This window comes from Stenotrophomonas sp. HMSC10F07, assembly GCF_001807895.1.
Classification (GTDB): domain Bacteria; phylum Pseudomonadota; class Gammaproteobacteria; order Xanthomonadales; family Xanthomonadaceae; genus Stenotrophomonas; species Stenotrophomonas sepilia.
In genome coordinates, this window is the sequence record NZ_KV791423.1 from 9820 (window position 1) to 33351 (window position 23532).

Annotated in this window: 23 protein-coding genes and 2 riboswitches; of the genes, 14 read left to right on the forward strand and 9 right to left on the reverse strand. The window is 67.6% G+C overall.

The window, feature by feature from the left end; translation table 11 throughout:
* The coding region (locus HMPREF3114_RS21500) for a methyl-accepting chemotaxis protein (protein ID WP_256337648.1) at positions 1-485 on the forward strand (485 nt) is incomplete at its 5' end.
* A gap of 92 nt (positions 486-577) precedes the next feature.
* On the opposite strand, the gene HMPREF3114_RS14875 is transcribed toward HMPREF3114_RS21500, so the two are convergent.
* The 5 genes from HMPREF3114_RS14875 to HMPREF3114_RS14895 form a co-directional block, all read right to left on the reverse strand.
* Positions 578-3100, reverse strand: coding sequence for a PepSY domain-containing protein (locus HMPREF3114_RS14875; RefSeq protein ID WP_070489949.1), 2523 nt, complete (start codon positions 3098-3100; stop codon positions 578-580).
* A 644-nt stretch (positions 3101-3744) separates the two neighbouring features.
* The gene (locus HMPREF3114_RS14880; protein WP_070489950.1) at positions 3745-4308 is read right to left on the reverse strand and encodes a TlpA family protein disulfide reductase; all 564 of its coding nucleotides are present in this window, start codon (positions 4306-4308) and stop codon (positions 3745-3747) included.
* Positions 4305-6686: a protein-disulfide reductase DsbD family protein gene (locus HMPREF3114_RS14885; protein ID WP_070489951.1), complete on the reverse strand. Its 2382-nt coding sequence runs from the start codon at positions 6684-6686 to the stop codon at positions 4305-4307. Before HMPREF3114_RS14885 ends, HMPREF3114_RS14880 begins: the two co-directional genes overlap by 4 nt.
* Entirely contained in the window at positions 6683-7021 is a 339-nt protein-coding gene (gene cutA, locus HMPREF3114_RS14890; RefSeq protein WP_005419675.1) for a divalent-cation tolerance protein CutA, read from the reverse strand. The genes HMPREF3114_RS14885 and cutA overlap by 4 nt, the downstream gene beginning before the upstream one ends.
* 68 nt (positions 7022-7089) lie before the next feature.
* Positions 7090-8880, reverse strand: coding sequence for an endonuclease (locus tag HMPREF3114_RS14895; protein ID WP_070489952.1), 1791 nt, complete (start codon positions 8878-8880; stop codon positions 7090-7092).
* 311 nt (positions 8881-9191) lie between these two features.
* On the opposite strand from HMPREF3114_RS14895, the gene HMPREF3114_RS14900 reads away from it, so the two are divergent.
* The 3 genes from HMPREF3114_RS14900 (at position 9192) to HMPREF3114_RS14910 (ending at position 11958) form a co-directional block, all read left to right on the forward strand.
* The gene (locus tag HMPREF3114_RS14900; RefSeq protein ID WP_005411227.1) at positions 9192-9479 is read left to right on the forward strand and encodes a co-chaperone GroES; all 288 of its coding nucleotides are present in this window, start codon (positions 9192-9194) and stop codon (positions 9477-9479) included.
* A gap of 81 nt (positions 9480-9560) precedes the next feature.
* The gene (gene groL, locus HMPREF3114_RS14905; protein ID WP_005411226.1) at positions 9561-11210 is read left to right on the forward strand and encodes a chaperonin GroEL; all 1650 of its coding nucleotides are present in this window, start codon (positions 9561-9563) and stop codon (positions 11208-11210) included.
* A 136-nt stretch (positions 11211-11346) separates the two neighbouring features.
* Complete coding sequence (locus HMPREF3114_RS14910) at positions 11347-11958, forward strand: DUF6445 family protein (protein ID WP_053497029.1); 612 nt, start codon at positions 11347-11349, stop codon at positions 11956-11958.
* A gap of 71 nt (positions 11959-12029) precedes the next feature.
* Here HMPREF3114_RS14910 and HMPREF3114_RS14915 read toward each other — a convergent pair whose 3' ends face one another.
* Together HMPREF3114_RS14915 and HMPREF3114_RS14920 are read right to left on the reverse strand one after the other, a co-directional pair.
* Positions 12030-13190 (reverse strand): serine hydrolase domain-containing protein, encoded by a 1161-nt coding sequence (locus HMPREF3114_RS14915; protein WP_053496939.1) that lies wholly within the window; start codon positions 13188-13190, stop codon positions 12030-12032.
* A gap of 68 nt (positions 13191-13258) precedes the next feature.
* Positions 13259-14182 (reverse strand): aspartyl protease family protein, encoded by a 924-nt coding sequence (locus HMPREF3114_RS14920; protein ID WP_053496941.1) that lies wholly within the window; start codon positions 14180-14182, stop codon positions 13259-13261.
* A gap of 106 nt (positions 14183-14288) precedes the next feature.
* Here HMPREF3114_RS14920 and HMPREF3114_RS14925 point away from each other — a divergent pair, with 106 nt between their 5' ends.
* From HMPREF3114_RS14925 to HMPREF3114_RS14955, 7 genes are all read left to right on the forward strand, one after another.
* Positions 14289-14996 (forward strand): response regulator, encoded by a 708-nt coding sequence (locus HMPREF3114_RS14925; protein ID WP_053496943.1) that lies wholly within the window; start codon positions 14289-14291, stop codon positions 14994-14996.
* A gap of 32 nt (positions 14997-15028) precedes the next feature.
* On the forward strand, positions 15029-16327 hold the full coding sequence (locus HMPREF3114_RS14930) for a sensor histidine kinase (protein WP_053496945.1): 1299 nt from the start codon (positions 15029-15031) through the stop codon (positions 16325-16327).
* A gap of 71 nt (positions 16328-16398) precedes the next feature.
* Positions 16399-16899 (forward strand): MarR family winged helix-turn-helix transcriptional regulator, encoded by a 501-nt coding sequence (locus HMPREF3114_RS14935; protein WP_053496947.1) that lies wholly within the window; start codon positions 16399-16401, stop codon positions 16897-16899.
* Positions 16896-17636 carry a DNA alkylation repair protein gene (locus HMPREF3114_RS14940; protein ID WP_053496949.1) on the forward strand — a complete coding sequence of 247 codons (741 nt, stop codon included), beginning with the start codon at positions 16896-16898 and terminating at the stop codon, positions 17634-17636. The genes HMPREF3114_RS14935 and HMPREF3114_RS14940 overlap by 4 nt, the downstream gene beginning before the upstream one ends.
* 47 nt (positions 17637-17683) lie before the next feature.
* Positions 17684-18022, forward strand: a complete 339-nt coding sequence (locus tag HMPREF3114_RS14945) for a DUF6616 family protein (RefSeq protein WP_053496951.1) — start codon at positions 17684-17686, stop codon at positions 18020-18022.
* Positions 18023-18112: 90 nt separating this feature from the next.
* A complete protein-coding gene (locus HMPREF3114_RS14950) occupies positions 18113-18370 on the forward strand; it encodes a hypothetical protein (protein WP_053496953.1) in 258 nt (85 codons plus the stop codon).
* Between the two features lie 295 nt (positions 18371-18665).
* Positions 18666-19739 (forward strand): 3-deoxy-7-phosphoheptulonate synthase, encoded by a 1074-nt coding sequence (locus HMPREF3114_RS14955; protein ID WP_010481143.1) that lies wholly within the window; start codon positions 18666-18668, stop codon positions 19737-19739.
* Positions 19740-19987: 248 nt separating this feature from the next.
* On the opposite strand, the gene HMPREF3114_RS14960 is transcribed toward HMPREF3114_RS14955, so the two are convergent.
* A complete protein-coding gene (locus HMPREF3114_RS14960) occupies positions 19988-20605 on the reverse strand; it encodes a trimeric intracellular cation channel family protein (RefSeq protein ID WP_005411215.1) in 618 nt (205 codons plus the stop codon).
* An 84-nt stretch (positions 20606-20689) separates the two neighbouring features.
* Positions 20690-20793, reverse strand: a riboswitch (glycine riboswitch).
* A 13-nt stretch (positions 20794-20806) separates the two neighbouring features.
* Positions 20807-20896, reverse strand: a riboswitch (glycine riboswitch).
* A 40-nt stretch (positions 20897-20936) separates the two neighbouring features.
* Between HMPREF3114_RS14960 and HMPREF3114_RS14965 the strand changes: the two genes are divergently transcribed.
* From HMPREF3114_RS14965 to HMPREF3114_RS14975, 3 genes are all read left to right on the forward strand, one after another.
* Complete coding sequence (locus HMPREF3114_RS14965; protein ID WP_049452937.1) at positions 20937-21203, forward strand: GIY-YIG nuclease family protein; 267 nt, start codon at positions 20937-20939, stop codon at positions 21201-21203.
* 71 nt (positions 21204-21274) lie between these two features.
* A complete protein-coding gene (locus HMPREF3114_RS14970; RefSeq protein WP_070489953.1) occupies positions 21275-21706 on the forward strand; it encodes a nuclear transport factor 2 family protein in 432 nt (143 codons plus the stop codon).
* Between the two features lie 3 nt (positions 21707-21709).
* The gene (locus HMPREF3114_RS14975; RefSeq protein WP_053496958.1) at positions 21710-22162 is read left to right on the forward strand and encodes a hypothetical protein; all 453 of its coding nucleotides are present in this window, start codon (positions 21710-21712) and stop codon (positions 22160-22162) included.
* A gap of 80 nt (positions 22163-22242) precedes the next feature.
* On the opposite strand, the gene HMPREF3114_RS14980 is transcribed toward HMPREF3114_RS14975, so the two are convergent.
* Positions 22243-23523 (reverse strand): NAD(P)/FAD-dependent oxidoreductase, encoded by a 1281-nt coding sequence (locus tag HMPREF3114_RS14980; RefSeq protein WP_005419654.1) that lies wholly within the window; start codon positions 23521-23523, stop codon positions 22243-22245.
* Between the last annotated feature and the right edge of the window lie 9 nt (positions 23524-23532).

The following is a 23532-nucleotide window of genomic DNA, read 5'->3' on the forward strand; positions in this document are numbered from 1 at the left end:
TCGACGGCATCGCCTTCCAGACCAACATCCTGGCGCTGAATGCGGCGGTGGAAGCGGCCCGTGCCGGTGAGCAGGGCCGCAGTTTCGCCGTGGTAGCCGCGGAAGTGCGCCTGCTTGCACAACGCAGCGCAGAGGCGGCCAAGCAGATCAAGGGCCTGATCGAGGATTCGGTGGCGCGTGTGGGCGAGGGCAACCAGCAGGCCGAACAGGCCGGCACCACGATGGGCGAGATCGTCGGCAGCGTGCAGCAGCTGGCCGAGCTGCTGGCGGGTATCCGCAGTGCGTCGCAGGACCAGCATGCCGGCATCGCACAGGTGAACCAGACCATCGTGCAGATGGAAGCCAGTACCCAACGCAACGCCAGCCTGGTGGAAGAGGCCGGTGCCTCCACGGCGCAGATGCAGGTCCAGGTGCGTGCCCTGGCCGACGCGGTGGGCGCGTTCCGGTTGCAGTCGATGCCGCAGGCGCGCGCAGCCGCGGCCTAGTCAGCCGAGCGTAGGCTCGGCGCTACATCGGCTGCAGGAACACTGTAGAGCCGAGCCCATGCTCGGCTCACACCAGCGTTCGGCGGCAGGAATCAATACACGTCGCGGCGGTAGCGCCCGTTTTCCAGCAGCATTTCCACCGCTTCATCGCCCAGCGCCGTTCGCAGCACCTGGTCCACGCCCTCGGCCATGCCCTGCAACGACCCACAGACATGGATCACCGCGCCGCGCCGCATCCAGTCGCGCAGCGTTCCGGTGGCCGCCTGCAGGCGATCCTGCACATAACCGCCGTCGCCATCGCGCGAGAACGCCAGGTCCACCCGCGCGAGATGGCCATCGGCCTGCCACGCTTCGATCTCGTCGGCGAACAGGAAATCGTGTGCACGCTGGCGCTCGCCGAACAACAGCCAGTGCCCGTGTTCGCCTGCACGGGCGGCTTCGCGCAACAGGCTGCGCAGGCCGGCGATGCCGGTGCCGTTGCCGATCAGCACCATCGGCGCGCCAATGACACGATGGAAACCGGGGTTGCGATGCACGCGGGCGACGATGCCGGCACCGATCGGCGCATGCAACGACAGCCAGCCCGAGCCCAGCCCGGCTCGACCGGAGGCGTCATGCACCAGCCGCACCACCAGCTCCACCACGCCATCATCCGTGCAGGAGGCGATCGAATACTCGCGGCTGGGCAGCAGCGGCTGCCCGGCCAGCCACAGGCAGGCATCCTGCACTGCCAGCGCGGTATCGGCCTCGGGCAGCTCGCGTTCGCTGGCCAGCGCCAGCAGCGTGCGCGGATGGCCATCGACCAGCAAGGGCTGCAGCGGATCCAGCCCATGCGCCTTCAACACGGCACCGGCATGCTGCGCATTGTGGCGGGGCGCGATGTGCAGGATGTCACCCGCCTGCCACTGCACGTCGGCCGGTGCGGCAAGACGGATACGCCAGATCGCTCCGCCGACGCTGCCAGGGTTGAGGCGGTCGCGGCCGAGCAGGCGCCACTCATGCATCTGCGTAGCCGCAGGCAGCACGCTGTCATCGGTGACGATGCCGGTGAGCGCACCCAGCTCCTGCTGCCACCGGCGCAGCGCGGGAACCGAGGCGGCATCGACGTCGACGCGCTCGAACAGTGCACGCGCGCCGTTTCCGATCAACCAGCCATCGACCTGGCGGCCGAAGCCGCAGTAGTGCGGGTACTGGCGGTCACCCAGCGCGAGCAGGCCGAACTGCAGGCCCGAAAGGTCCAGCGCTTGTGCAAGCAACTGCCGCGCTGCGCGCCGGGCGGCGTCGGGCGGCTCGCCGTCGCCGAAGGTGCTCAGCACGAACAGCGCGCTCGATGCACGCAGCAGGAGCGCGGCATCGATGCGCGCCAGCGGCAGCACCTGCACCGCATGGCCGGCCGCCTGCAGCTGGGCCGCCGCGCGCCACGCCAGCTGTTCGCCCAGTCCGCTCTGGCTGGCATGCACCACCAGCCACGCTGCGTTGCCGGCGTCGCTGGCCGGCATCGGTAGCGCCTGGCGCAGCCCGCGCGCGGCACGCTGGCTGCGGCGGCGGTCCAGGTACAGCATCCAGCCGGTGATGAAGAACAGGCTCATGCCCAGGCTGCTGAGCATCACCACCACGCGCCCGGGTACACCGAAGTAGCTGCCCGAATGCAGCGCGAACACGCTGGTGGCCAGCCGTCCGCCCGCGCCCTGGCGTGCGTACGGGCGGGCATCGAGAACCGCACCGCTGGCCGGATCGAGCTGCAGCAGGTCATGCGCACGATCGTGGTGGCCGCCGCGCTGCGACGGATCACCGGCCATCACCCGCACGTTCAGCGCCTGCCCGGGCTTTTCCGGCAGGCGCAGGTCAATGAAGCCGGCGCGCACGCCCGGCAGCGCGTACAGCGTGGCTTCAATGCGGTGCAGGTCCAGCGATGCATCGGTGGCAACCTGGTGCTTGGCCGCCGGTGGGACGCCCAGCAGCGTGCTGGCCGCGCTGCGATACCCGTCGAACGACCACCACAGGCCGGTCAGCGCACTCATCAGGTAGATCAGCAGCACCCAGGTGCCGACTACCGAGTGCAGGCTCCACAGGAAGCCGCGCCCGCTGCGTTTCCACTCCACTGCCAGCCAGCTGCGCCAGTGCCACCAGCGTCGTGGCCAGCGCAGGTAGAGGCCGGACAGGGTGAAGAACAGCAGGGCGATGGCACAGCTGCCGGTGATCCACTTGCCGCGTTCGCCCGCGGCAAGGTGGCGATGCAGGTCCTCGACGAAGTCGAAGAACGCCTGGCCGCGCAGGGCGCTGAAGCGCTCACCGCTGTACGGGTCGAAGTACACCCAGTGGTCCTTGCCGCCGGCAAAGCGCGCGACCGACGGCCGCTGTCCGGTGGCATCGATACGCAGGCGTTGCAGGGGGCGTTCGCTGCCGGCCTGGAGCAGCGGCACCAGTTCACTGAGTGCAAGGGGATGCTGTCCGTCGGCATGGTGCTCGGCGATCTCGGCAAAGCCGGGATTGGCGGCGCGCAGCAGCTCGTCCTCGAAGGACAGCACGGCGCCGCTGAGGCCCATCACGGCCAGGACGGCACCGGCGGTAATGCCCAGCAGCCAATGCAGTTGGAACAGGACGTTCTTGAACATCGAAGGAGAGGGGCCCGGGAGGCTGCCGCCCGCATCCTGCGCAACAGCAAATGAGAATTAGTCGCGTAATTCTCCGTGGCGCCCCGGCTGCGGTCAAGCTGGAGGTACCGGCCGGGCGGCACCCGGCACCCGCGGTAGTGCCGGCCGCTGGCCGGCAACCTCAGAAGCAACAGCCGAAGCAACAGCGGGTTTCCTGTGAGGAGGCGGGGTGGGTCCGGTTGCGGGGGACGGCGCAAGTACGTCCCTGTAGCCTTGGTCACGGCATCCATGCCGCGGACACCCCCTCAACCGGACCCACCCCGCCTTCGACAGTTTCCTGCGATCTGTCGGAACGGCGTTCTGCTTTGGTGGGTGCCGACCGTTGGTCGGCACGGGGTCTGATTCCGTTCTGAATATCGATAGCTGACAGATGTGTCGACCAAGGTCGACACCTACCAACAGCCGCCGGAATCTGTCGGAGGCGGGGCGGTGTGGCTGGGCAGGACCGTTGGCGCCATGGATGGCGCCATCGAGCCCCCATGGATGGGTTTACGGCGTGTCCTGCCCAGCCGCACCGCCCCGCCATCCCACGGAAATCCGCTTTGGCTCTGGCCGTTGCGGTGGCCTCGGCAGGTGCAGGGCTGCAAGCACTGCAAAAAACACCCTCACTTCACCCAGCTGTCGATCTCGCCGTGGGCGAACGGTCCCAGCTTTGCCTTCACCAGCCGCCCCTGCGCATCGAACAGCACGCTGTAGGGCAGCAGCCCCTGCGTATTGCCCAGCTGCACGCTGGCATCGCGCGGGCCCGGTGTCTCGATCACGATCGGGTAGTCCACCGGCACCTGCTGCAGGAAACCGCGCACGTCGTCCGTGGTGTCCAGCGCCAGGCCCAGCACCTGCACACCGTTGTCGCCCTGGGCATCGGCGAAGCGCGCCAGTTCGGGCATCTCTTCCACGCAGGGCGCACACCAGCTGGCCCAGACGTTGATCAGCAGCGGCCGGCCGGCGAAGTGATCGCGCAGGACCAATGGCTGACCCGCCAGGTCCGGCAGTGTCAGCGCAGGCAACTGATCACCCACCTGCAGCGTGGGCTTCACGGCCTTCGCCCTGGAAGCCGTTGCTGGCGCGGCAGGTGCTGATGTGCCGGGTGACAGCCGATGCCCGGCCCACAGGCCGAGGCCGGCGGCCAGCACCGCTGTCCACAGCAGCGCTGGCCGTTGCCACTTCATCGTGCGGTGCGCAGCAGCGCTTCCTCGACCACCGCCTGGGTCAGCAGGGTCGGCAGCACGGTCGGCGGCGCGCCGGGGCCGTACACCACGTACAGTGGTACGCCAACCGCCTTGTGCTCTTCCAGGAACGTGGTGATCTGCGGGTCGACGTTGGTGTAGTCACCGCGCATGTACACCGCATTGGTGCGCTTGAGCAGTTCCTTGAACTCCGGCCGTGACAGCACCGCACGTTCGTTGGCCTTGCAGCTCACGCACCAGTCGGCGGTCATGTTGACGAACACCACGCGGTTGTCGGCGCGCAGGCGGTCCAGCAGCTGCGGCGAATACTCGACCACGTTGTCGCTGGCGGCCTGTGCTGCCCTCGCCGGCGGTGCAAGCTGGGTCACGCCCCAGGCCGGAACCAGCGCACCGATCGCCAGCAGCACGCCGAGCAGGGTCACCGCACGCGAGCCGGTCCAGCGGTTGCGTTCAAACAGCCACAGGCCGAACGCGAACAGCAGCAGGCCACCCAGCACCAGCGCCATGCCGTCCACGCCGCGCTGCTTGCCCAGCACCCACAGCAGCCACAGCGCAGTGGCGTACATCGGGAAGGCCAGCACGTGCTTGAGCGTTTCCATCCACGGGCCGGGCTTGGGCAGGCGGCGTGCCAGCGCTGGCACGAAGCCGATCAGCAGGAACGGCAGCGCCAGGCCCAGGCCGAGGAACAGGAACACGGTCATCGCCTTCAGCGGCGGGGCAATGAAGGCGTAGGCGATCGCACCGCCCATGAACGGGCCGACGCAGGCACTGCCGACCACGCAGGCCAGCGCACCGGTGAAGAAGTCACCGGCCGGGCCGCTGCGGCTGGCCAGCGACTGGCCAAGATTGCCGATGCCGCCGCCGAGGGTGAACACGCCGGACAGGCTCAGGCCCACCGCGAACATGATGTAGGCCAGCGCCGCCACCACGCCCGGGTGCTGCAGCTGGAAGCCGATGCCGACGGCGTTGCCGATCGCACGCAGGCCTACCATCAGCGCGCCGATCCCCGCGAACGCGACCAGCACGCCCAACGTGTACCAGAGCGCATGGCTGCGCGCGCGCTCGGGGCTCTCGCCGCTCTGCGCCAGGCTCAGCACCTTCAGCGACAGGATCGGCAGCACGCAGGGCATCAGGTTCAGTACCAGGCCACCGGCCAGCGCCAGCAGCAGCACCCAGACGAACGATCGGTCCGGGTTCGGGGTGGTCGCCGGCGGACGCGTGCGCAGGGCGTTGCCATCGCGCGCATCGGCGGCGAACTCATTGCGCGCGCCCTCACTGCCGCTGGCGGCGGGAGCGGTGTTGCCGTCGTTGGGTACGGTCGGCAGCAGGCGCAGCGGTACGCCATTGGCGGATTCACGCGGCGCACCGGCAGCGCCCAGCGCATTGACTGCTTCCTCGCGCACTGGCGCCTGGCCGGTGCCGGCGTTGAGCTTGCCGGCCGGAATCGACAGCTTCACCCGACGGGTCATCGGCGGGTAGCAGATACCATCGGTCTGGCAGCCCTGGAAGGTCACCACCAGGGTGCTGTCGACCGCATCAGTAACGGTGCGGCGCAGCGGCAGCGGCACTTCCACCTGGTTGAAGTACACCGAGACATCGCCGAAGTGCTCGTCGCGATGCGACTGCGCGGCCGGCCAGCGCGGCTTGTCGGCGAGCACGCCGGCGCTGCCTTCCAGCTTCAGCGAAGTGCGGTCGCGGTACAGGTAGTAGCCGGGTGCCGGGCTGAAGCGCAGCAGCAGGGTGTTGCCGTCGCTGGCGATGGCATCGAAGCCGAACGCCTGTTCCGACGGCAGCGGCAGCGCCTGGCTGTTGTTGGCCGCGCCCGGCAGGCGCAGGCCACCGCTGTTGCCGGCACCGGCCAGCGGGTTGTTGAACGGACTGGCGGCACCGGTACGCGCGGCAGGCACCGCGGCCGCCGCACCGGCACCCGGCAGGGTGACCTGCACCACGCGCTTCTGCGGTGGGTAGCAGACGCCGGCATCGGCGCAGCCCTGATAGCGTACTTCCAGGCTGATGGTGCCGGCGGCGTCGGTCGGCGTGCCGGGCAGGGTGGCCTGCAGGCGCTCGCGATAGGTTTCGACCTCGCCGAAGAAATCATCGTGGTGCCTGTCACCCTTGGGCATCTGCAGCGTGCCGGCATTGAAGGCCGGATCCGCCTTGACGCTGGTGCGGTGGCGATACAGGTAGTAGCCCGGTGCGATCTTGAACTGCAGTTGCACCTGGCCCCGTTCGGGGGCAGTGGCGGTCAGCGCGAACGCCTGGTCCACCGGCAGCAGGTCCTTCTCATCCAGGGCCAAGGCGGGCAGCGAGAGCCACAACAGGGCGCACAAGGCAGCGCCACGCGCAAACAGAGTCTTCAATCAGTGTCCTCCCGGGTCTGTGCCCGGATCCAGTCCAGATATGCCGGCAGGCCGGCCCGGGTTTCGACCGCGATGCACTCCGGGAGTTCATACGGATGCAGTTCGACGATCCGGGCGATTGCGTCATCGACGCGGCTCGCGGTGGTCTTTACCAGCAGCTGCAGCTCGGCATCGGTGGTCACCTCGCCCTGCCAGCGGTAGGTGGACTGCGCGCCATCAAGGCGGGTCACGCACGCGGCCAGGCGCTCGCCGACCAGCGCGTGCGCGATGCGCTCGGCACTGGCCCGGTCCGGGCAGGTGGTCAACAGCAGCAGGACGGGATCGACGGTCGGCATGACCGTCGAGTATAGGGCCGCCGCCGGGTCTGGGCCCGGCGGCGGCAGTGGACCGCAGCGTTGCGCGGTCAGTTGGCCAGCTGGCAGGTGGCTGGCTTGGCCGAGGTGAACAGGGCCGGGGTGGCCCACTCGGGGTGATCGATGAAGGGGTTGCGATTGCCCTGGAAGCTGTAGACCACGTCATTGCGGGCACGCTCGGCATCATCCGGCGGATCGGACAGGTGCCAGTCGATCAGCGTCGACAGCAGGCCCATGTAGGCCGGCGAACTGCTGGTCTTGACGATCTTGCTGCGGTCGTCGGTCAGCTCCAGGTCCGGCTCGGACTGACCGGTGGCCGCATCCTTGCCACCCTCATAGCGGATCGCCATGTACATCACCGCACGCGCCATGTCGCCCTTGCGCTTGCCCCACACCTCGAAGGTGCCGGTGTTGCCGTCCGGCGTGCGCACCCAGTTGGAATTGCCCGGGTAGCCACCGCTGCCGCCGCCCTGCCCATTGTTGGCTTCGGTGGCACGCTCGCCGCAGCTGGCATCGCACTTGGCGAACGGCTTGTTGCCACGGTCGGCGTTCCACTGCGCGTCGGTCAGGTACAGCATGTGGGTGTCGGTGTACGGCGCGTAGGGCAGGCCCTTGTCACCGGTGGTGGTGGCAAAGCCCAGCGAGTTCGGCCAGGTGTGCTCGCGGTTGTAGGTCAGGCCGCTGCCGGTGCCCGCACGATCACTGACCTTGGCGTAGCTGCGGTTGCGGTAGGCATCGAGGATGCGGTTCGGGTTGTTCGGATCCTCGTCGGCGATTTCCAGGATGGTCCAGGTGCTGGTGCCCGAGCCGCTGTACGGGTAGGCGGTGTGGCCCTTGATGGTGGCGTGCAGCGAGCAGCGCAGCTGGCTGGGGCTGCTGGTGTTGACCCTGGAGTAGTAGCCGGCCGGCACGCCCGGGTTGCCCGGGTCCGGATTGCCGCCGGTGCTGGCCACGGTGAAGGCGATGCGGCTGTCGGCGGCCGGATGCGCGCCCTGCAGGTCGGTGATGCGCGCGGCGCGGATGTCGAAGCGGCAGGCTTCACCGGCCACCAGCGCGGTATTGGTGGACAGCTTCACGCTGCGGCCGCTGGCCGGGAAGGTCAGCGGCACGCTGCCGGAGGTGCCGCAGCTCAGGGCGAAGGCGCCACTGGCCAGGTTCACCGTCTCGCTGAACACCACTTCCAGGTCGGCGGCAGCGGGGAAGGTGCTGCTGCCCTGCGCCGGGGTGGTGGTGGAGACTGACGGCGGCGTGTTGGGGCCGGGCGTGCCACCGCCGCTGAAGGTCTGGCCGTTGTTGCAGCTGCCGAACGTCTGGCCGGCCGATTCGGCCCAGGTGAAGTGGGCGTACTGGCTGCCGCTGCCGGTCAGCTGCAGCGAGGTGCCCGGCGCGGTGCTGTTGCTTTCGGCCACCGGGATGTTCTGGCTGGTCATGCCGGCAGCAGGGCCACCGGAGGCGGTGATGGCACCCTCGTAGCTGAGGAACTGGACCACCTTGCCGCTGGCATCGACCAGCGCGATGCCGTCGTTCGGTCCATTCTGGATGCCGTTGGTCGGATAGTTGACCACAGCGATACTGGCGCTGCCGCAGCCGGCGGCGGTGCCGGCCGGGACCGGGGTGTTGGCATAGACGGTGGCGGCCGACGGATTGCTGCCGTTGTAGAGGTACAGGCGGTAGCCGGACAGGTCCTCACCGGCAGTGGCTACGACCTCGATCGCTTCGCCGACGTCACCGGCGGCGGTGCTGTCGTCGTAGTGCAGTTCGTTGATGAAGACCTCGGCCTGGGCCGGCGCGGCGGCCAGCGCCAGCAGGCCGGCGGCGGCAAGCGGGGACAGCAATCGCATCGACTACTCCTTGTGATTGGGAATGCCTGACCGAGCCTAAGGCCGATCCAGTGACACTTTGCCGTAAATAAACGTTAGATATCTGACAGTGCGACGCTTGTCACCGAAATTGTCCAGGACCGACGCCTGGCCGACGCGCGCGGGCGGAAAAATTTTTTTCATTCCGCCCTTGAAAGGGGACGGCGGGGCTCCATCTCTGCCCTGCTCCCGACGTTGTCGGGTTTCTTCACGTGCGGTTCTGGCACTCGCCTGGGGTGAGTGCTAACATCGCCGGACTTTTTTAGACCAATCAATCACTTAAGAGGTCTCCTATGAGCATCAAGCCGCTGCACGACCGCGTTGTGGTCAAGCCGATCGAAGCCGACGAAATCTCCGCCGGTGGCATCGTCATCCCCGACTCGGCCAAGGAAAAGTCCACCAAGGGTGAGGTCGTGGCCGTCGGCCCGGGCAAGCCGCTGGACAACGGCAACGTGCGCGCGCCGTCGCTGAAGGTCGGCGACAAGGTCATCTACGGCCAGTACGCCGGCAGCTCGTACAAGAGCGAAGGCGTCGAATACAAGGTCCTGCGCGAAGACGACGTGCTCGCCGTCATCGGCTGAGCCTCGGCGCGACCTGTTTCAACCTGATCCCAAACTCCCAGCCGCCGGGCCTCGTCCGGCGCTACCAATGAGGTAAATGCAATGGCTGCCAAGGATATTCGTTTCGGTGAAGACGCCCGTTCGCGCATGGTGCGCGGCGTCAATGTTCTCGCCAATGCCGTCAAGGCCACCCTGGGCCCAAAGGGCCGCAACGTCGTGCTGGAAAAGAGCTTCGGCGCCCCGACCATCACCAAGGACGGCGTCTCCGTCGCCAAGGAAATCGAACTGGCTGACAAGTTCGAGAACATGGGCGCGCAGATGGTGAAGGAAGTTGCGTCGCGCACCAACGACGATGCCGGCGACGGCACCACCACCGCCACCGTGCTGGCCCAGGCCCTGATCCGCGAAGGCGCCAAGGCCGTTGCCGCCGGCATGAACCCGATGGACCTCAAGCGCGGTATCGACAAGGCCGTTTCGGCTGCCGTCGCCGAGCTGAAGAACATCTCCAAGCCGACCGCCGACGACAAGGCGATTGCCCAGGTCGGTACCATCTCGGCCAACTCGGATGAGTCGATCGGCCAGATCATTGCTGACGCGATGAAGGAAGTCGGCAAGGAAGGCGTCATCACCGTTGAAGAAGGCTCGGGCCTGGACAACGAGCTGGACGTGGTCAAGGGCATGCAGTTCGACCGCGGCTACCTGTCGCCGTACTTCATCAACAACCAGCAGTCGCAGACCGCTGACCTGGATGATCCGTTCATCCTGCTGCACGACAAGAAGATCTCCAACGTCCGTGACCTGCTGCCGGTGCTGGAAGGCGTCGCCAAGGCCGGCAAGCCGCTGCTGATCGTCGCTGAAGAAGTCGAAGGCGAAGCGCTGGCGACCCTGGTGGTCAACACCATCCGTGGCATCGTCAAGGTCGTGGCCGTCAAGGCCCCGGGCTTCGGCGACCGCCGCAAGGCGATGCTGGAAGACATGGCCGTGCTGACCGGTGGCACCGTGATCTCCGAGGAAGTCGGCCTGTCGCTGGAAAAGGCCACCATCAAGGACCTGGGCCGCGCCAAGAAGGTGCAGGTCTCCAAGGAGAACACCACCATCATCGACGGCGTCGGCGACAAGGCCAACGTTGATGCACGCGTGGCGCAGATCAAGACCCAGATCCAGGACACCTCCTCGGATTACGATCGCGAGAAGCTGCAGGAACGCGTGGCCAAGCTGGCCGGCGGCGTTGCCGTGATCAAGGTCGGCGCCTCGACCGAAATCGAAATGAAGGAAAAGAAGGATCGCGTCGACGACGCCCTGCACGCCACCCGTGCAGCCGTTGAAGAAGGCGTGGTCCCGGGCGGCGGCGTTGCCCTGGTCCGCGCGATCACCGCGCTGGCCGGCCTGAAGGGTGCCAACGAAGACCAGAACCACGGCATCCAGATCGCCCTGCGTGCGATGGAAGCCCCGCTGCGCGAGATCGTGGCCAACGCTGGCGACGAGCCGTCGGTCATCATCAACAAGGTCAAGGAAGGCACCGGCAGCTTCGGCTACAACGCGGCCACCGGCGAGTTCGGCGACATGCTGCAGTTCGGCATCCTGGACCCGACCAAGGTGACCCGTTCGGCGCTGCAGAACGCGGCCTCGATCGCCGGCCTGATGATCACCACCGAAGCCATGGTTGCCGAAGCTCCGAAGAAGGACGAGCCGGCCATGGGCGGCGCTGGTGGCATGGGTGGCATGGGTGGCATGGGCGGCATGGACTTCTAAGTCCACGCCTCCGGCGGTCGTCGCCGGCCTCGGTCGGCACGCCTTCCCGATGTGATGTAAGGAAGAACCCCGCCGCAAGGCGGGGTTTTTTGTTGCCCGGTTGCCGTCGCCGCAGTGCATGCTACGCTCGGTGACCATGCCTACCTCGTTCATCGTCGTTGACGACTTCCTTTCTCCCGCCGATGCGCAGGGGTTGCGCCAGGCGGCACTGGGCCTGGACTATCCCGTCCAGGAGGGCGCATTCCCCGGCCGCAATTCACAGCAGCGGCTGGAGCTGGATGGACTGTCCGGCGCGGTCTCGCGACTGGTCAACGAACCGCTGCGGCCGGTCAACCCCCTGCAGTCGCACGGCAAGTTCCGCCTTACCCTTGCCGGCGACATCGGCCGCGCCAAGGTACACGCCGACCACTCGCACTGGTCGGGCATTCTCTACCTGAGTGCACCGGAGCACTGCGAGGGCGGCACCGAGTTCTTCCGCCACCGTCGTACCGGCACCGAACGCATGGCCCTGGATGCGGCGGAGCTGGCCGCATTGGGCTACGCCAACGGCGGCGACATGCATCGCGACATCATCGAGCGCGACAGCAACGACGACAGCCAGTGGGAAATGACCATGCGCATTCCGATGCGCTTCAACCGGCTGGTGCTGCTGCGGCCCTGGTTCTGGCACACCGCCGGGCCAGCGTTCGGTGATCGACCGGAGAATGGCCGGCTGGTGTACCTGATGTTCTTCGAGCAGGCGCGCTGAGGAGTGCCATCCACGCATGGCGTGGATGCTCCCCTCCCAGCCGCGTTCGCCATGCAGGCGTCATCGCACCCTCATTCGACGAATGCCTTCGCCGCGCCATACTCCCACTGCCACGGCACGCCGGTATCGCCCAGTACGAATGCCACCAGTGCCGGGAACGCAGCTTCCGCCCGTACATCGTTGCCCAGGATCACCACGCAGCGTCTGTACCGTTCGATGCACACCAGCGTGTTGCCGACCGCATCGTCGTGGCCACCCTTGTAGAAGCCCGCGCCCTGCGGGCCGCGGAACGTCACCACGCCCAGGCCCGCAGCCAGATCCTTGCGTTGCTGCGCCACGGGCAGCTCTGGCTGCAACGTGGGGAACTGGCTGGCGGTGGTGATCGGCAGCTGCGGCCGCACCAGTTCCCTGCGCATTGCAGGCGACAGCCCATCGCCGCGGACATAGCCGGCGGCGAAGCGCGCCATGTCGGCGATGGTGGTATCCATCGAACCGGCCGCACGCACGCGGCTGCGTTCATCGTGCGGCTCGGCCGTGCCTTCCGCCGTCCAGCCATCGGCCAGGTTGGCGGCGAAATCCTCACGCCACATCATGCTGGTGCGGACCATGCCGAAGCGGTCGAATACCTGCCGCTGCATCAATGCACCCACGTCCTGGCCAAGCCGTCCACGCTCGATCACGAACTGCAACAGGATCAGCCCTTCGCCGGAATACCCATAACGACTGCCCGGATCGAAGTGGAACTTCAGGCGGCCATCGGGTTCCAGGAACCCGAAGTTGGCAAAGCCACTGGAATGGTTGAGCAGCAGGCGCGGGGTGAGCTGGCGCCAGCGCGCATCATCGGCCAGTACGCTGTAGTCGGCGTACTTCTTCGGCTCTGGCGGGTAGTCCGGCAGCGGCTTGTCCAGCGCCGTGGCGATGCTGGCGTCCAGCTCGATCCGTGCGTCCTGGGCAAGCTGTGCGACCAGGTGGCCGAACGCCATCTTGGTCAGCGAGGCGGCGTACATCACGGTATCGGTGCGCAGCGGCTCGCCTGCGGCGTTGCGTTCGCCGTAGGCGGCCACGTGTACCACCTTGCCGCCATCGATCACCGCCAGCGCCATCCCGCGCGCATGCGCCGCCTGCATCAGCCGCTGTGCTTCGGCATCGATGCGCGCGGGCGAGGGTAGCGGCGGCGCGGCCAGCACGGCCGGCGGGAGCAGCGTCAGCAACAGCAGGACAGCACGGCGCATGCGTGGAACTCCTGGCAGGACGTGGCGCGATGCTACGCCTGCCAGGTCCCGCCGTCATGCGCCGGACGTCAGCCGGGTCGGCGCAGGCAGATCCGCGCGGCACCCGCACCGATGTCCACCTGGCCATCGCGCATCGCGTCGGCACCGAGGATCAAGGCCGGTCGCGCCTCCAGGCCGATCGCCCTGAACACCGGCAGTTCGCTGATCCGGACCTCCATCGGCGGGTGCTGCCAGTTGCCGCCGGTCATGCCGGGCAGGGTGTACAGCCAGGTTGCCTGTGCACCGCCACCCAGCCCGCCAGTGCCCTCTTCACGTGCACGCACCCGAGCATCGCTGCCGTCGGTGCGCAGGCCCAGTGCGCGGGCTGCTTCGGCGTTGAGGACGGTCTGCGCGGCACCGGTGTCGACCACGGCGATGGCGTCCACGCCGGGCGTACCCAAGGCAAGCGTGATGAAGCCGAACTGGCGCAGGCCTTCATTGCGGCCGGGCAGCGCATTGGGTTGGCAACCCGGTCCTTCCAGGTCCAAGCCGCCGGGTGTCCACAGCGCCAGTTGATTGCGGCCGAAGTCCCAACGGGTGTCCCAGCGCCCGGTCAGGTCGTTGCCGATCAAGCCGTCAATGGCCGGATCATCGCCCTTCGCCAGCGATGACAGGTCGACCTGCATGCCACTGGCCTTCAATTGCCAACTGCCCAGCTGCCACGCTGTGCTGCGCATGCGCTGCAACCGCGCCGTCTTCGCGCTCGCGCCCTGGGCCTGCGACACTGCCGCTTCCGCATCCTGCAAACCGTAGCGCCGCACTACACGTGCATCGACCAGGGTTGACCCGGCGGCACTGTCGACCACGAAGCGCAGCGGCTCGGAACGCCCATCCAGCGAGACCGCAACTGCCGGATGACCGCCCTGCATCCACATCGGCAGGACGTGCTCGGCGGCATCGGAGGCGAGCGCGGGCAAGGGGATGGCGAACAGAGGCAGCAGGAACAGGCGCAAGGGGAGACTCCGCAGTGATCGTGGGCGACCATTGGCGCGCAGCGGCGTATCAACGCGATATCTGCATTGATACCGTCCTGATACACAGGTGCGGGATACTGGGGCAATGAACACTCCCATCCGCGTCATCGTCGTCGATGACGATGCCAGCATTCGTGACGCCATCGCCGACCACCTGCTGCTGCACGGCTACCAGGTGCGTGTGGCGGCGGATGCAACAGCGCTGGACGTGTTGCTGCAGGTTGAACGTCCTGACCTGATCATCCTCGACTGGATGATGCCTGGTGAGGATGGCCTGTCGGTATGCCGCCGGCTGCAGGCGCGGGCGATCCCGATCCTGATGCTGTCGGCGATGGGGGCCGCGCCGGATCGCGTGATCGGCCTGGAGATGGGCGCGGACGACTACCTGGCCAAGCCGTTTGACCCGCGCGAGCTGTTGGCGCGGGTGCGCGCGCTGCTGCGCAGGCAGGACAAGCTGCGCGCACAGGTGGCCAGCGAGCTGCGGTTTGATGGCTGGCGATTGCTGCCTGACCAGCGTCGCCTGTTCGCGCCGGATGGTGCCGAACTGGCGCTGAGCCGCGGTGAATTCTCCCTGCTGCTGGCACTGGCTGAACGTCCCGGGCGGGTGCTGGCGCGCGAACAGCTGCTGCAGTTGAGTCGCGGAGAAGCCAGCGACAGCGTGGACCGTGCCGTCGACCTTGCGATCAGCCGCCTGCGCCGCAAGCTCGGGCAGGCCGCGTCCGGCGCTGAAGCCCTTGTGCAGACACTGCGTGGCGAAGGGTACCGCTTCAACGCGGAGGTAGGGGTGTTGTGAGCAGCCGGTGGTCGACCACCCGCTGGATCGCGATGCTGGCCTTGGCCAGCCTGCTGCTGGCAACCCTGGTCAGCGTGGCGGTAGTGGGGTGGATGCCCCGGCCCGCGCCGCCACCGATGCGGCTGGACCATGCGATGCAGGTGCTGCGTGGGGAACAGGCGCCGGCGCCACTGGGATTGCATATGTCGACGCAGGACGCGCCACCCCGGGGCAGCGCCAGTGACTGGCTCACCCAGTTGGTGGCGCTGCAGATGGACCTGCCGGCCAGAAATGTACGCCTGGTGTGGACGGGGCAGGGCAGGGCGCCCGATGTGCAGGTCATCGAGGGTGGCGCGGTACTGGACGCCTCCGCTCGTGCTGGCGTGCTGAAATCGCAGGCCGCGTTGCTGACCGCCATGCAGTGGCCGCCGTTCGAACTGGGGATGCGGCAGGCCGATGGCCGATGGCGGGTGGTCGGCAGCGACCACAGTGACCTGGCGGCCTGGCGCCGCCAGGTGATGCTCGCCCTGCTGGGCGGTGCGATCCTGCTGGCACCTCTGGCGGCGTGGGCGGCGATCCGGTTGGGGCGCCCGCTGCGACGCCTGGCTGAAGCCAGCGCACGGGTCGACCTGCAGGCTGAAACGCCATTGCCTGATGACGGTCCACGCGAAGTGCAGGTACTGGCCACAGCGATCAGCACCGGCCGCGAACGTCTGCGCGCCCAGGCAAGGGACATGACGCATATGCTGGCGGCCGTGGCGCATGACCTGCGCACGCCCCTGACCGGCCTGCGCCTGCGCGCGGAGTTCGCTCCCGCTCCACAGGCCGCCAGGATGGTGGCGGACATCGAGCGCATGGATACGATGATCGAGCAGGTGCTCGACTACGCACGCGGTGAGCTGCAGCCGTTGCAGATGCGCATGCTGGATCTTTCAGCGCTGCTGGAGGAGTGCGTGCAGGCGGCGCTGCTGCGCGGGGTCGACATTTCCCTTCAGGGCCCGGATACGTTGCCGTGGCATGGCGATGCGCTGCTGCTCCGGCGCGCGGTCGACAATCTCATCGACAACGCCGAGCGCTACGCGGGTGCCGTGGAGCTGTGGGTCGCCATGGCGGGTGACGGGGTTCAGCTGGACGTGATGGACCGCGGCCCTGGCATCGCCGAGATCGATCGCGCACGCCTGCTGCAACCGTTCCAGCGTAGCGAGGGCTCGCGTAGCCGCGCCACCGGGGGCGCCGGACTTGGACTGGCCGTGGCTGCCAACGTGGCAAAGCGCCACGCAGGCGAACTCCAGCTGCTGCACCGTGAGGGCGGGGGACTGATCGCGCGGCTGCTGCTGGGACGCACTTCCTGAGTCAACTCCGATTTGCTTCCAGTGGCGAATCCTCCATATGATTAGGTGCCTAATCATGCTGTGAGGAAAGGATGATCGAAGCCAAGCATCAGGCGTTGCTGGAGGAAGCGCAGCGGCGCGGCCACGCCAACATCGCGCAGCTGCGCCTGTGCTTCCAGCTGCTCTCGTTGTCCTCGTCGATCGATCGCGACTGCGCTGCACGGTTGGCACCGCACGGGCTCAGCGAGGGTCGCTTCATCGTGCTGTTCCTGCTGCACGGGGCCGGCGGCGCACTGGCGCCGCACGCGCTGGCCGAGCGCGCTGGCGTGACCCGGGCCACCATCAGCGGCCTGCTCGATGCCCTGCAGCGCGAAGGCCTGCTGCAGCGTCGCAGCGATGGCGAGGATGGCCGTCGTCTGCAGATCGTGTTGACCGCACCGGGCAAGCGTTTGGTCGAGTCGCTGTTCGAGCAGCACACACAATGGATCAGCGGCCTGTTCAACGGCCTGGATGCTCATGAACGGCAGCAGCTGTCACAGCTGCTGCGCAAGGTCTGGCAGCACACGGACACCGGGCGGGAAGCCTCCGCATGAGCACGCCCATTCACGCGCAACGGCTGCGTGCACTCAACAGCGGTGATGCCGCTGCCACGCATCTGGCCGAATGCCTGGCAGTGGATTTCGCCGCACTGCTACAGGGGGTGGCACCTGTGCTCGAGCCGGAAGCGCTGCAACGTATGCGCAACGCCTCCGGCAAGGGCATCACCCAGCGCATGGCGCTGGCGGCGCGGTTGCTGCGCGAAGCCGGGCAGGGTGATCCCGCGCGCTGGCAGGCACACGCATCAGACACCGTGCGTGGCTGGGCCTGTTACCTGATTGGCAGCGATGCCGGCGCGGCGCTGCCGACCAAGCTGCGGGCGATGCGTTCGCTGGCTGACGACCCGCACTTCGGCGTGCGCGAATGGGCATGGCTGGCGCTGCGCAGCGACATCGTTGCCGCACCGTTGCAGGCGCTTGAGTACCTGCAAGTGTGGGCGCAGGAAGCATCGCCTAACCTGCGCCGCTTCGCCTGCGAAGCGCTGCGCCCACGAGGCGTGTGGTCCACGCATATCGTGCTGTTCAAGCAGCATCCAGAACTCGCATTGCCGATGCTGGAAGCAATGGCCAACGACCCGGCGCGCTACGTGCAGGACTCGGTCGGGAACTGGCTCAACGATGCCGGCAAGACTCAACCGCAGTGGCTGCGTGAGCTGTGCGCGCGGTGGCAACAGCAGCACCCTGGCGATGCCAATGCCTACATCCGCAAACGCGCCCTGCGCTCGTTGCGGTAGTGCCGGCTGCCGGCCTGCAATCTCATCAACCTCAAGGAAGACCTTCCATGTCCTACACCCTCATCGAGCTCTACACCGCCACCCCGGCCTGGACCGCTCTCCCGCCTGACCAACGCACCGCCTTCTTCACCCGCATCGGCGCAGGCATGCAGCAGTTCGATCCGGTTCGCATCGCACCGGTGGCGATGGGGCGTGTCGCGGAGGGCGCAGCGCACGGTGGCAGCGAGCAGTTCTACGCTGTATGGAGGTGCGCGAGCCGGGGAGACGCCGACGCCCTGCTGGAAGGCATTGCCGCCACCGGTTGGCATCAGTACTTCGCCACCACCAATGCCGTCGGCGCAGACGATGGGATGGGGCAGCACCTTGCCGACCTGGCCGCCTTGTAGCAGCGCCTCCGGACGCGCATGGCACATGCGCCTGTCACCCGGACGCGGTAAACAGGACATTGCCCATGTCCATCCGCAGGGAAGTTGATCATGCAGAGCACGCTCCAGGTAACGCTGTACGGCCCGCAGGGTGATACGCCGGCACTGCAGCTGCCGCAGATGGAAGAGCCCTCGGTGGCCATCCCGGAAGCGGTACTGCGCCGGCTGGTGTCCGATCTCTACACCGCCCGTTCCCTGCTCAATCCCGAGCAGCTGGACGAGGCCCGGCAGGAGCTGGACCGCGTGCTGGAGCGCTGGGCCGACATCCACGAAGGCCTGCTGCTGGACGTGGAAGTGCATGGCAGATGAGCGACGTTGCACAGCGGCCACCGCGTGCGCTGCGCAGTCAGGCGCATCACTGAACCGCGCCCCCAGTTGCGGATGAAACATTTTGCACTGCGCAAAAGCTGTGCTATCAATAGATCCCATGAACGCAGCCGCTACCCGCTTTTACTGGTATTACTTTCCGAAGCCACTGGCGGAGGAAGGACTGCGCTCACCCTGAAGAAAGCTTCAGACGCATTCCCGAAAGCCGCCAGCGAACCTGGCGGCTTTTTTCATGCCGCCACGCTGGGGACCCCCAACGTTCCGGAGATCTCCTGCAATGCCCCCGCACACCGACGACCTGCGTATCCGCACCATCGAACCGCTGACACCGCCAGCCCAGCTGCTGGCGATGCTGCCCTGTGACGATGAAGCTTCCGACACCGTCAGCGCCTCGCGCGCGGCCCTGCACCAGATCCTGCACGGCCGCGACGATCGCCTGGCGGTGGTGGTGGGCCCGTGCTCGATCCACGACCCGAAGGCCGCCATCGAGTACGCCCAGCGCCTGAAGCCGCTGCGCGATGCGCTGGCTGGCGAGCTGGAAATCGTCATGCGCGTGTACTTCGAGAAGCCGCGCACCACGGTGGGCTGGAAGGGCCTGATCAACGACCCGGACCTGGACGGCAGCTTCAGGATCGACAAGGGCCTGCGCATCGCCCGTGGCCTGCTGCGCGACATCAACAAGCTCGGCCTGCCGGCCGGTGTTGAATTCCTCGATGTGATCTCGCCGCAGTACATCGCCGACCTGGTGGCATGGGGCGCGATCGGCGCACGCACCACCGAAAGCCAGGTGCATCGCGAGCTGGCTTCGGGGCTGTCGTGCCCCGTCGGCTTCAAGAACGGCACCGATGGCAACGTGAAGATCGCCGCCGACGCGGTGGGTGCGGCATCCAACCCGCATCATTTCCTGTCGGTCACCAAGCAGGGGGGCACTGCCATCGTGTCGACCACCGGCAACCCGGATTGCCATGTGATCCTGCGCGGTGGCAAGCAACCGAACTACGACGCTGGCAGCGTGGCTGAGGCCTGCCAGGTGCTGGCCAAGGCCAAGCTGCCGGCGCGACTGATGATCGATGCCAGCCATGCCAACAGCCTGAAGAACCCCGAGAACCAGCCGAAGGTGATCGACGACATCGCCGTTCAGTTGGAAGACGGCGAACAGCGCATCGTGGGCGTGATGATCGAGAGCCATCTGGTCGGGGGCCGCCAGGAACTGGTGGAAGGCCAGCCGCTGGTCTACGGGCAGAGCATCACCGATGGCTGCATCGACTGGGACACCACCGTGACGGTGCTGGAGCGGCTGGCTGCGGCCGTGCGTGCCCGTCGCGACGTGAAGGTGTCCGAAGCCGCCTGAGTGCGGCACGTGTGTGGATGGCGGCCAGCGCCTGCGGGGGTGCGGCCGCGATCAGGGCCGGCCGGAGTTGGAGGCCGGCCCATCTGCACCGGCGATGCGCCTGGCGCTGCGCATGAGCGACAGCGCCAGGTACATCGCCGGGGTGGTGATGCCGATATTTGTAGCGTCGAGCCATGCTCGACGTGCGCGCGACGCGCGTTGGCTTCCTGCAAAGCGCAGTCGAGCATGGCTCGACGCTACGAAGAGGCTCAATGCACTTCGTCGTGGTACACGAACTTCGGCATTTCCCAGCGATAGTGGATCGCCAGCAGGCGCAGCGCGAAGCCGCCGCCGAGGCAGCACAGGATCGCAGTGGCATCGGCCACGCCCCAATGCAGCAGCAACAGATAGGCCGCACCGGTCAGCAGTGCGATGATCGCGTACAGCTCCTTCTGGAAGATCAGCGGCACCTCGTTGCAGAGGATGTCGCGCAGCACGCCGCCGAACGCGCCGGTCAGCATGCCGGCGATCAGCACGATCGGCATCGCATGGCCGGCCTCGCGCGCGATCGAGCAGCCGATCAGGGTGAAGGCGATCAGGCCCAGGCCATCGAGCACCAGGAAGGTGCGCCGGAAGTGGTGCATCCAGCGCGCCACCCAGGTGGCGATCAGCGCCGCGCACACGGTGAAACCCAGGTACTCGGGATGCTTCACCCAGCCCAGCGGGTAGTGGCCGAGCAGGATGTCGCGCAGCGAGCCGCCCCCGAGGGCGGTGACGCAGGCGATCATGACCACACCGAACAGGTCCATGCGGCGGCGGCCGGCAGACAGTGCACCGGTCATGGCTTCGGCGGAAATGGCAATCAGGTAGATGATGGACAGCAGCATGGAACAGGCTCCGGGCGCGGTGGGGCCGGCCATGCGCAACTGCCACCACTGCCTGCGCAATGACGGGATGACGATGACCGGTGCCGCTCCCGCTGTCCTTTTGCCTGAGAGTTCAGCGGCGTTGGCCGCGTGCCCCTTCGGCGGATCGTCCCGGGCGTGCCCGGTGACCTCTCTCCAGCTCGGCGAGTCGAATGCATGGTTGGTGGGATTCCAGCCCACCGGCCTGAGCGATCATGGGAGCCTGCGCCTTCGGCGGGCGCCAGCGCGGCGCCACTCTCCTGCATTCGGGCGCCAGTATATCCGCTGCAGTGCAGCACGGCATAATCCGGGCATGGCCCCGTCCCTCCGCCCGTGGTTCCTGTACCTGCTCGAATGCCGCGATGGCAGTTATTACGCCGGCATCAGCACCGATGTGGAGGCGCGATTCGCCGCCCACCAGGCCGGCAAGGGCGCGCGCTACACCCGGGCCCGGCCACCGCTGCGCGTGCTGGCCGTGCGCGAATACCCGGACCGGGCCGCCGCCTCGCGGGCCGAGTGGCAACTCAAGCAGCAGCCGCGCGAACGCAAGCTGGCCTGGCTGCAGGCGCCGGTCCTGTAGATCCACGCCACGCGTGGATGGGCTACCCAGCCCATGCGATGATCGCCCCGCGCCCAGCGCTGGAGACCCGGATGTCCACGATCGCCCTGCTGTTCGCTCTTTCCGCCGCAACGAGCCCTGCCGCCGACCCGGCCACCCTCGCGGCCATCGAAGCCACCTGCCACGACTACGTCGATGGCCAGCTGGAGGCCGACCCGCAGCGCGTCGCCCGCTCCCTGCATCCGGACCTGGCCAAGCGAGCGGTGCTCGGCGATACGCCCGACGAACGCCTGGGCCTGCGCCGGATGTCGAAGGAAGAACTGGTCTCGCTGACGAAGCAGGGCGCGTTGAAGACCCCGAAGGATCAATGGGATCGTCGCTGCACGGTGCTGGACGTGACCGGCAACGCGGCCTCGGTGCGGCTGGAAACCCCGTGGTTCGTCGATTACTTCCACATGGGGCGCTTCGACCAGCGCTGGGTCATCGTCAACGCATTGTGGTACCCGAAGCCGAAGGCGCAGTGAGCGATGCGTGCCGCCGGCAAGGCATGGATCTCCGTCGTCGTGCTGGTCGCCGGCATCGCGCTGCTGCCTGGCCTGCTGTACCTGCTCGGGCTGGCATTGGCAGGCGGTCGGCCGAAGCCGGCCGACCGTGCGCCCAGTGGTGTGGCTGCGTGCAGCAGTGAGCCACGGGCGGGATACCAGCCGATGAACCCCTGGCGCTACACCGCCCAGTTCTTCGACAACGACGCGATGAAGAAGGTGCCTGAAGTGGAGCGGGAGGCCTTCTGGATTGCCCGGCGCTACCTGTGGCGGCAACCGCAGCGCGGCATGCTGCGCTGGCAGCTCAGCAGTACCGCATTGACGATCTGGATCACCCGGCATTGGAGTACCGCGCAGATTGCCGACACCGCAAGGAAGGAGGACTTCTGCCGGACCTCGTCGAAACGACGGGTGTCCGGTGGCCCGATGAACCGGTAGATCCACGCCATGCGTGGAGGGTGTTGACCGGGTCAGAGCCCTTTCCTGCGGAAAGGGATCGGACCCCGTTGCGTGCAGCCCTACCGCTTCGGCCGCCGGTCGTCGCGGTCATCACCGAAGATGATGCGCGCACTGCGCTGGTAGCTCCAGTACGCGACCGCCCAGTTCAGCAGCACCACGATGCGGTTGCGGAAGCCGATCAGGAAGAACACGTGCGCGGCCAGCCAGAACCACCAGGCCAGCACGCCGGAAAGCTGCAGCCGGCCCAGGTGCACGATCGCGGCCATGCGGCCGATGGTGGCCAGGTTGCCGTAGTCGGCGTACTTGAACGGGCCGGGCTCGGGCTTGCCGTGCAGGCGCGCGCGGATCACCTCGGCCACGTATTTGCCCATCTGCTTGGCGGCCGGTGCCACCCCGGGTACCGGCTTGCCGTCGGCCTGGCTCAGTGCGGCCAGGTCGCCGGCCACGAACAGCTCCGGGTGACCGGGCAGGGTCAGGTCCGGTTGCACCGGCACGCGTCCGGCGCGGTCCAGTGGCACGTCCAGCGTGCGCGCCAGCGGTGAAGCGGCCACGCCGGCGGCCCAGACCACGGTGCGCGCCGGTACGAACTGTTCGCCGAGCTTGAAGCCCTGGCTGTCGATGTCGCTCACCGGGGTACCGGTCAGCACTTCCACGCCCAGCTTTTCCAGTTGGCGGCGCGCCTTCAGCGAAAGCACATCCGGGAACGATGACAGCACGCGCGGCCCAGCCTCGACCAGCCGCACCCTGGCGCTGGCCGGGTCGATGTGGCGGAATTCGTTGCGCAGCGTGTGGCGCGCGATCTCGGCCAGGGTGCCGGCCAGTTCGACGCCGGTGGGACCACCGCCGACGATGGCGAAACTCAGCCACGCCGCCTTCTTCGCCGGGTCCGGTTCGGCCTCGGCGCGTTCGAACGCCAGCAGCAGCTTGCGGCGCAGCGCGATGGCATCGTCCAGCGTCTTCAGGCCGGGCGCATCATCGGCCCACTGATCGTTGCCGAAGTAGGCGTGGGTGGCGCCGGTGGCCAGCAGCAGGCTGTCGTAGTCCAGCGTGCTGCCATCGGCCATGCGGATCTGCCGCGCCCGCTTGTCGATGGCCACCACTTCGCCGAGGCGGACTTCCACATTGCGCTGGTGGCCGAGGATGTGGCGCAGCGGTGCGGCGATATCCGGTGCGGACAGGCCGGCGGTGGCCACCTGGTACAGCAGCGGCTGGAACAGGTGATGGTTGCGGCGATCGACCAGGGTGATGCGTATGCGCTCGCGGGCCAGGGCGCGGGTGGCCCAGAGACCGGCAAAACCGCCGCCGACAACGACCAGGTGGGGAACGCGCTCGCGACTCATCGACTCACT

Bases quoted from the DNA above. Each gene is read 5' to 3' on its own strand.
- HMPREF3114_RS14875 (WP_070489949.1), bottom strand. From the start codon at position 3,100: ATGTTCAAGAACGTCCTGTTCCAACTGCATTGGCTGCTGGGCATTACC.
- HMPREF3114_RS14880 (WP_070489950.1), bottom strand. From the start codon at position 4,308: ATGAAGTGGCAACGGCCAGCGCTGCTGTGGACAGCGGTGCTGGCCGCC.
- cutA (WP_005419675.1), bottom strand. From the start codon at position 7,021: ATGCCGACCGTCGATCCCGTCCTGCTGCTGTTGACCACCTGCCCGGAC.
- HMPREF3114_RS14895 (WP_070489952.1), bottom strand. From the start codon at position 8,880: ATGCGATTGCTGTCCCCGCTTGCCGCCGCCGGCCTGCTGGCGCTGGCC.
- HMPREF3114_RS14900 (WP_005411227.1), top strand. From the start codon at position 9,192: ATGAGCATCAAGCCGCTGCACGACCGCGTTGTGGTCAAGCCGATCGAA.
- groL (WP_005411226.1), top strand. From the start codon at position 9,561: ATGGCTGCCAAGGATATTCGTTTCGGTGAAGACGCCCGTTCGCGCATG.
- HMPREF3114_RS14910 (WP_053497029.1), top strand. From the start codon at position 11,347: ATGCCTACCTCGTTCATCGTCGTTGACGACTTCCTTTCTCCCGCCGAT.
- HMPREF3114_RS14915 (WP_053496939.1), bottom strand. From the start codon at position 13,190: ATGCGCCGTGCTGTCCTGCTGTTGCTGACGCTGCTCCCGCCGGCCGTG.
- HMPREF3114_RS14925 (WP_053496943.1), top strand. From the start codon at position 14,289: ATGAACACTCCCATCCGCGTCATCGTCGTCGATGACGATGCCAGCATT.
- HMPREF3114_RS14930 (WP_053496945.1), top strand. From the start codon at position 15,029: ATGCTGGCCTTGGCCAGCCTGCTGCTGGCAACCCTGGTCAGCGTGGCG.
- HMPREF3114_RS14935 (WP_053496947.1), top strand. From the start codon at position 16,399: ATGATCGAAGCCAAGCATCAGGCGTTGCTGGAGGAAGCGCAGCGGCGC.
- HMPREF3114_RS14940 (WP_053496949.1), top strand. From the start codon at position 16,896: ATGAGCACGCCCATTCACGCGCAACGGCTGCGTGCACTCAACAGCGGT.
- HMPREF3114_RS14945 (WP_053496951.1), top strand. From the start codon at position 17,684: ATGTCCTACACCCTCATCGAGCTCTACACCGCCACCCCGGCCTGGACC.
- HMPREF3114_RS14950 (WP_053496953.1), top strand. From the start codon at position 18,113: ATGCAGAGCACGCTCCAGGTAACGCTGTACGGCCCGCAGGGTGATACG.
- HMPREF3114_RS14955 (WP_010481143.1), top strand. From the start codon at position 18,666: ATGCCCCCGCACACCGACGACCTGCGTATCCGCACCATCGAACCGCTG.
- HMPREF3114_RS14960 (WP_005411215.1), bottom strand. From the start codon at position 20,605: ATGCTGCTGTCCATCATCTACCTGATTGCCATTTCCGCCGAAGCCATG.
- HMPREF3114_RS14965 (WP_049452937.1), top strand. From the start codon at position 20,937: ATGGCCCCGTCCCTCCGCCCGTGGTTCCTGTACCTGCTCGAATGCCGC.
- HMPREF3114_RS14970 (WP_070489953.1), top strand. From the start codon at position 21,275: ATGTCCACGATCGCCCTGCTGTTCGCTCTTTCCGCCGCAACGAGCCCT.
- HMPREF3114_RS14975 (WP_053496958.1), top strand. From the start codon at position 21,710: ATGCGTGCCGCCGGCAAGGCATGGATCTCCGTCGTCGTGCTGGTCGCC.
- HMPREF3114_RS14980 (WP_005419654.1), bottom strand. From the start codon at position 23,523: ATGAGTCGCGAGCGCGTTCCCCACCTGGTCGTTGTCGGCGGCGGTTTT.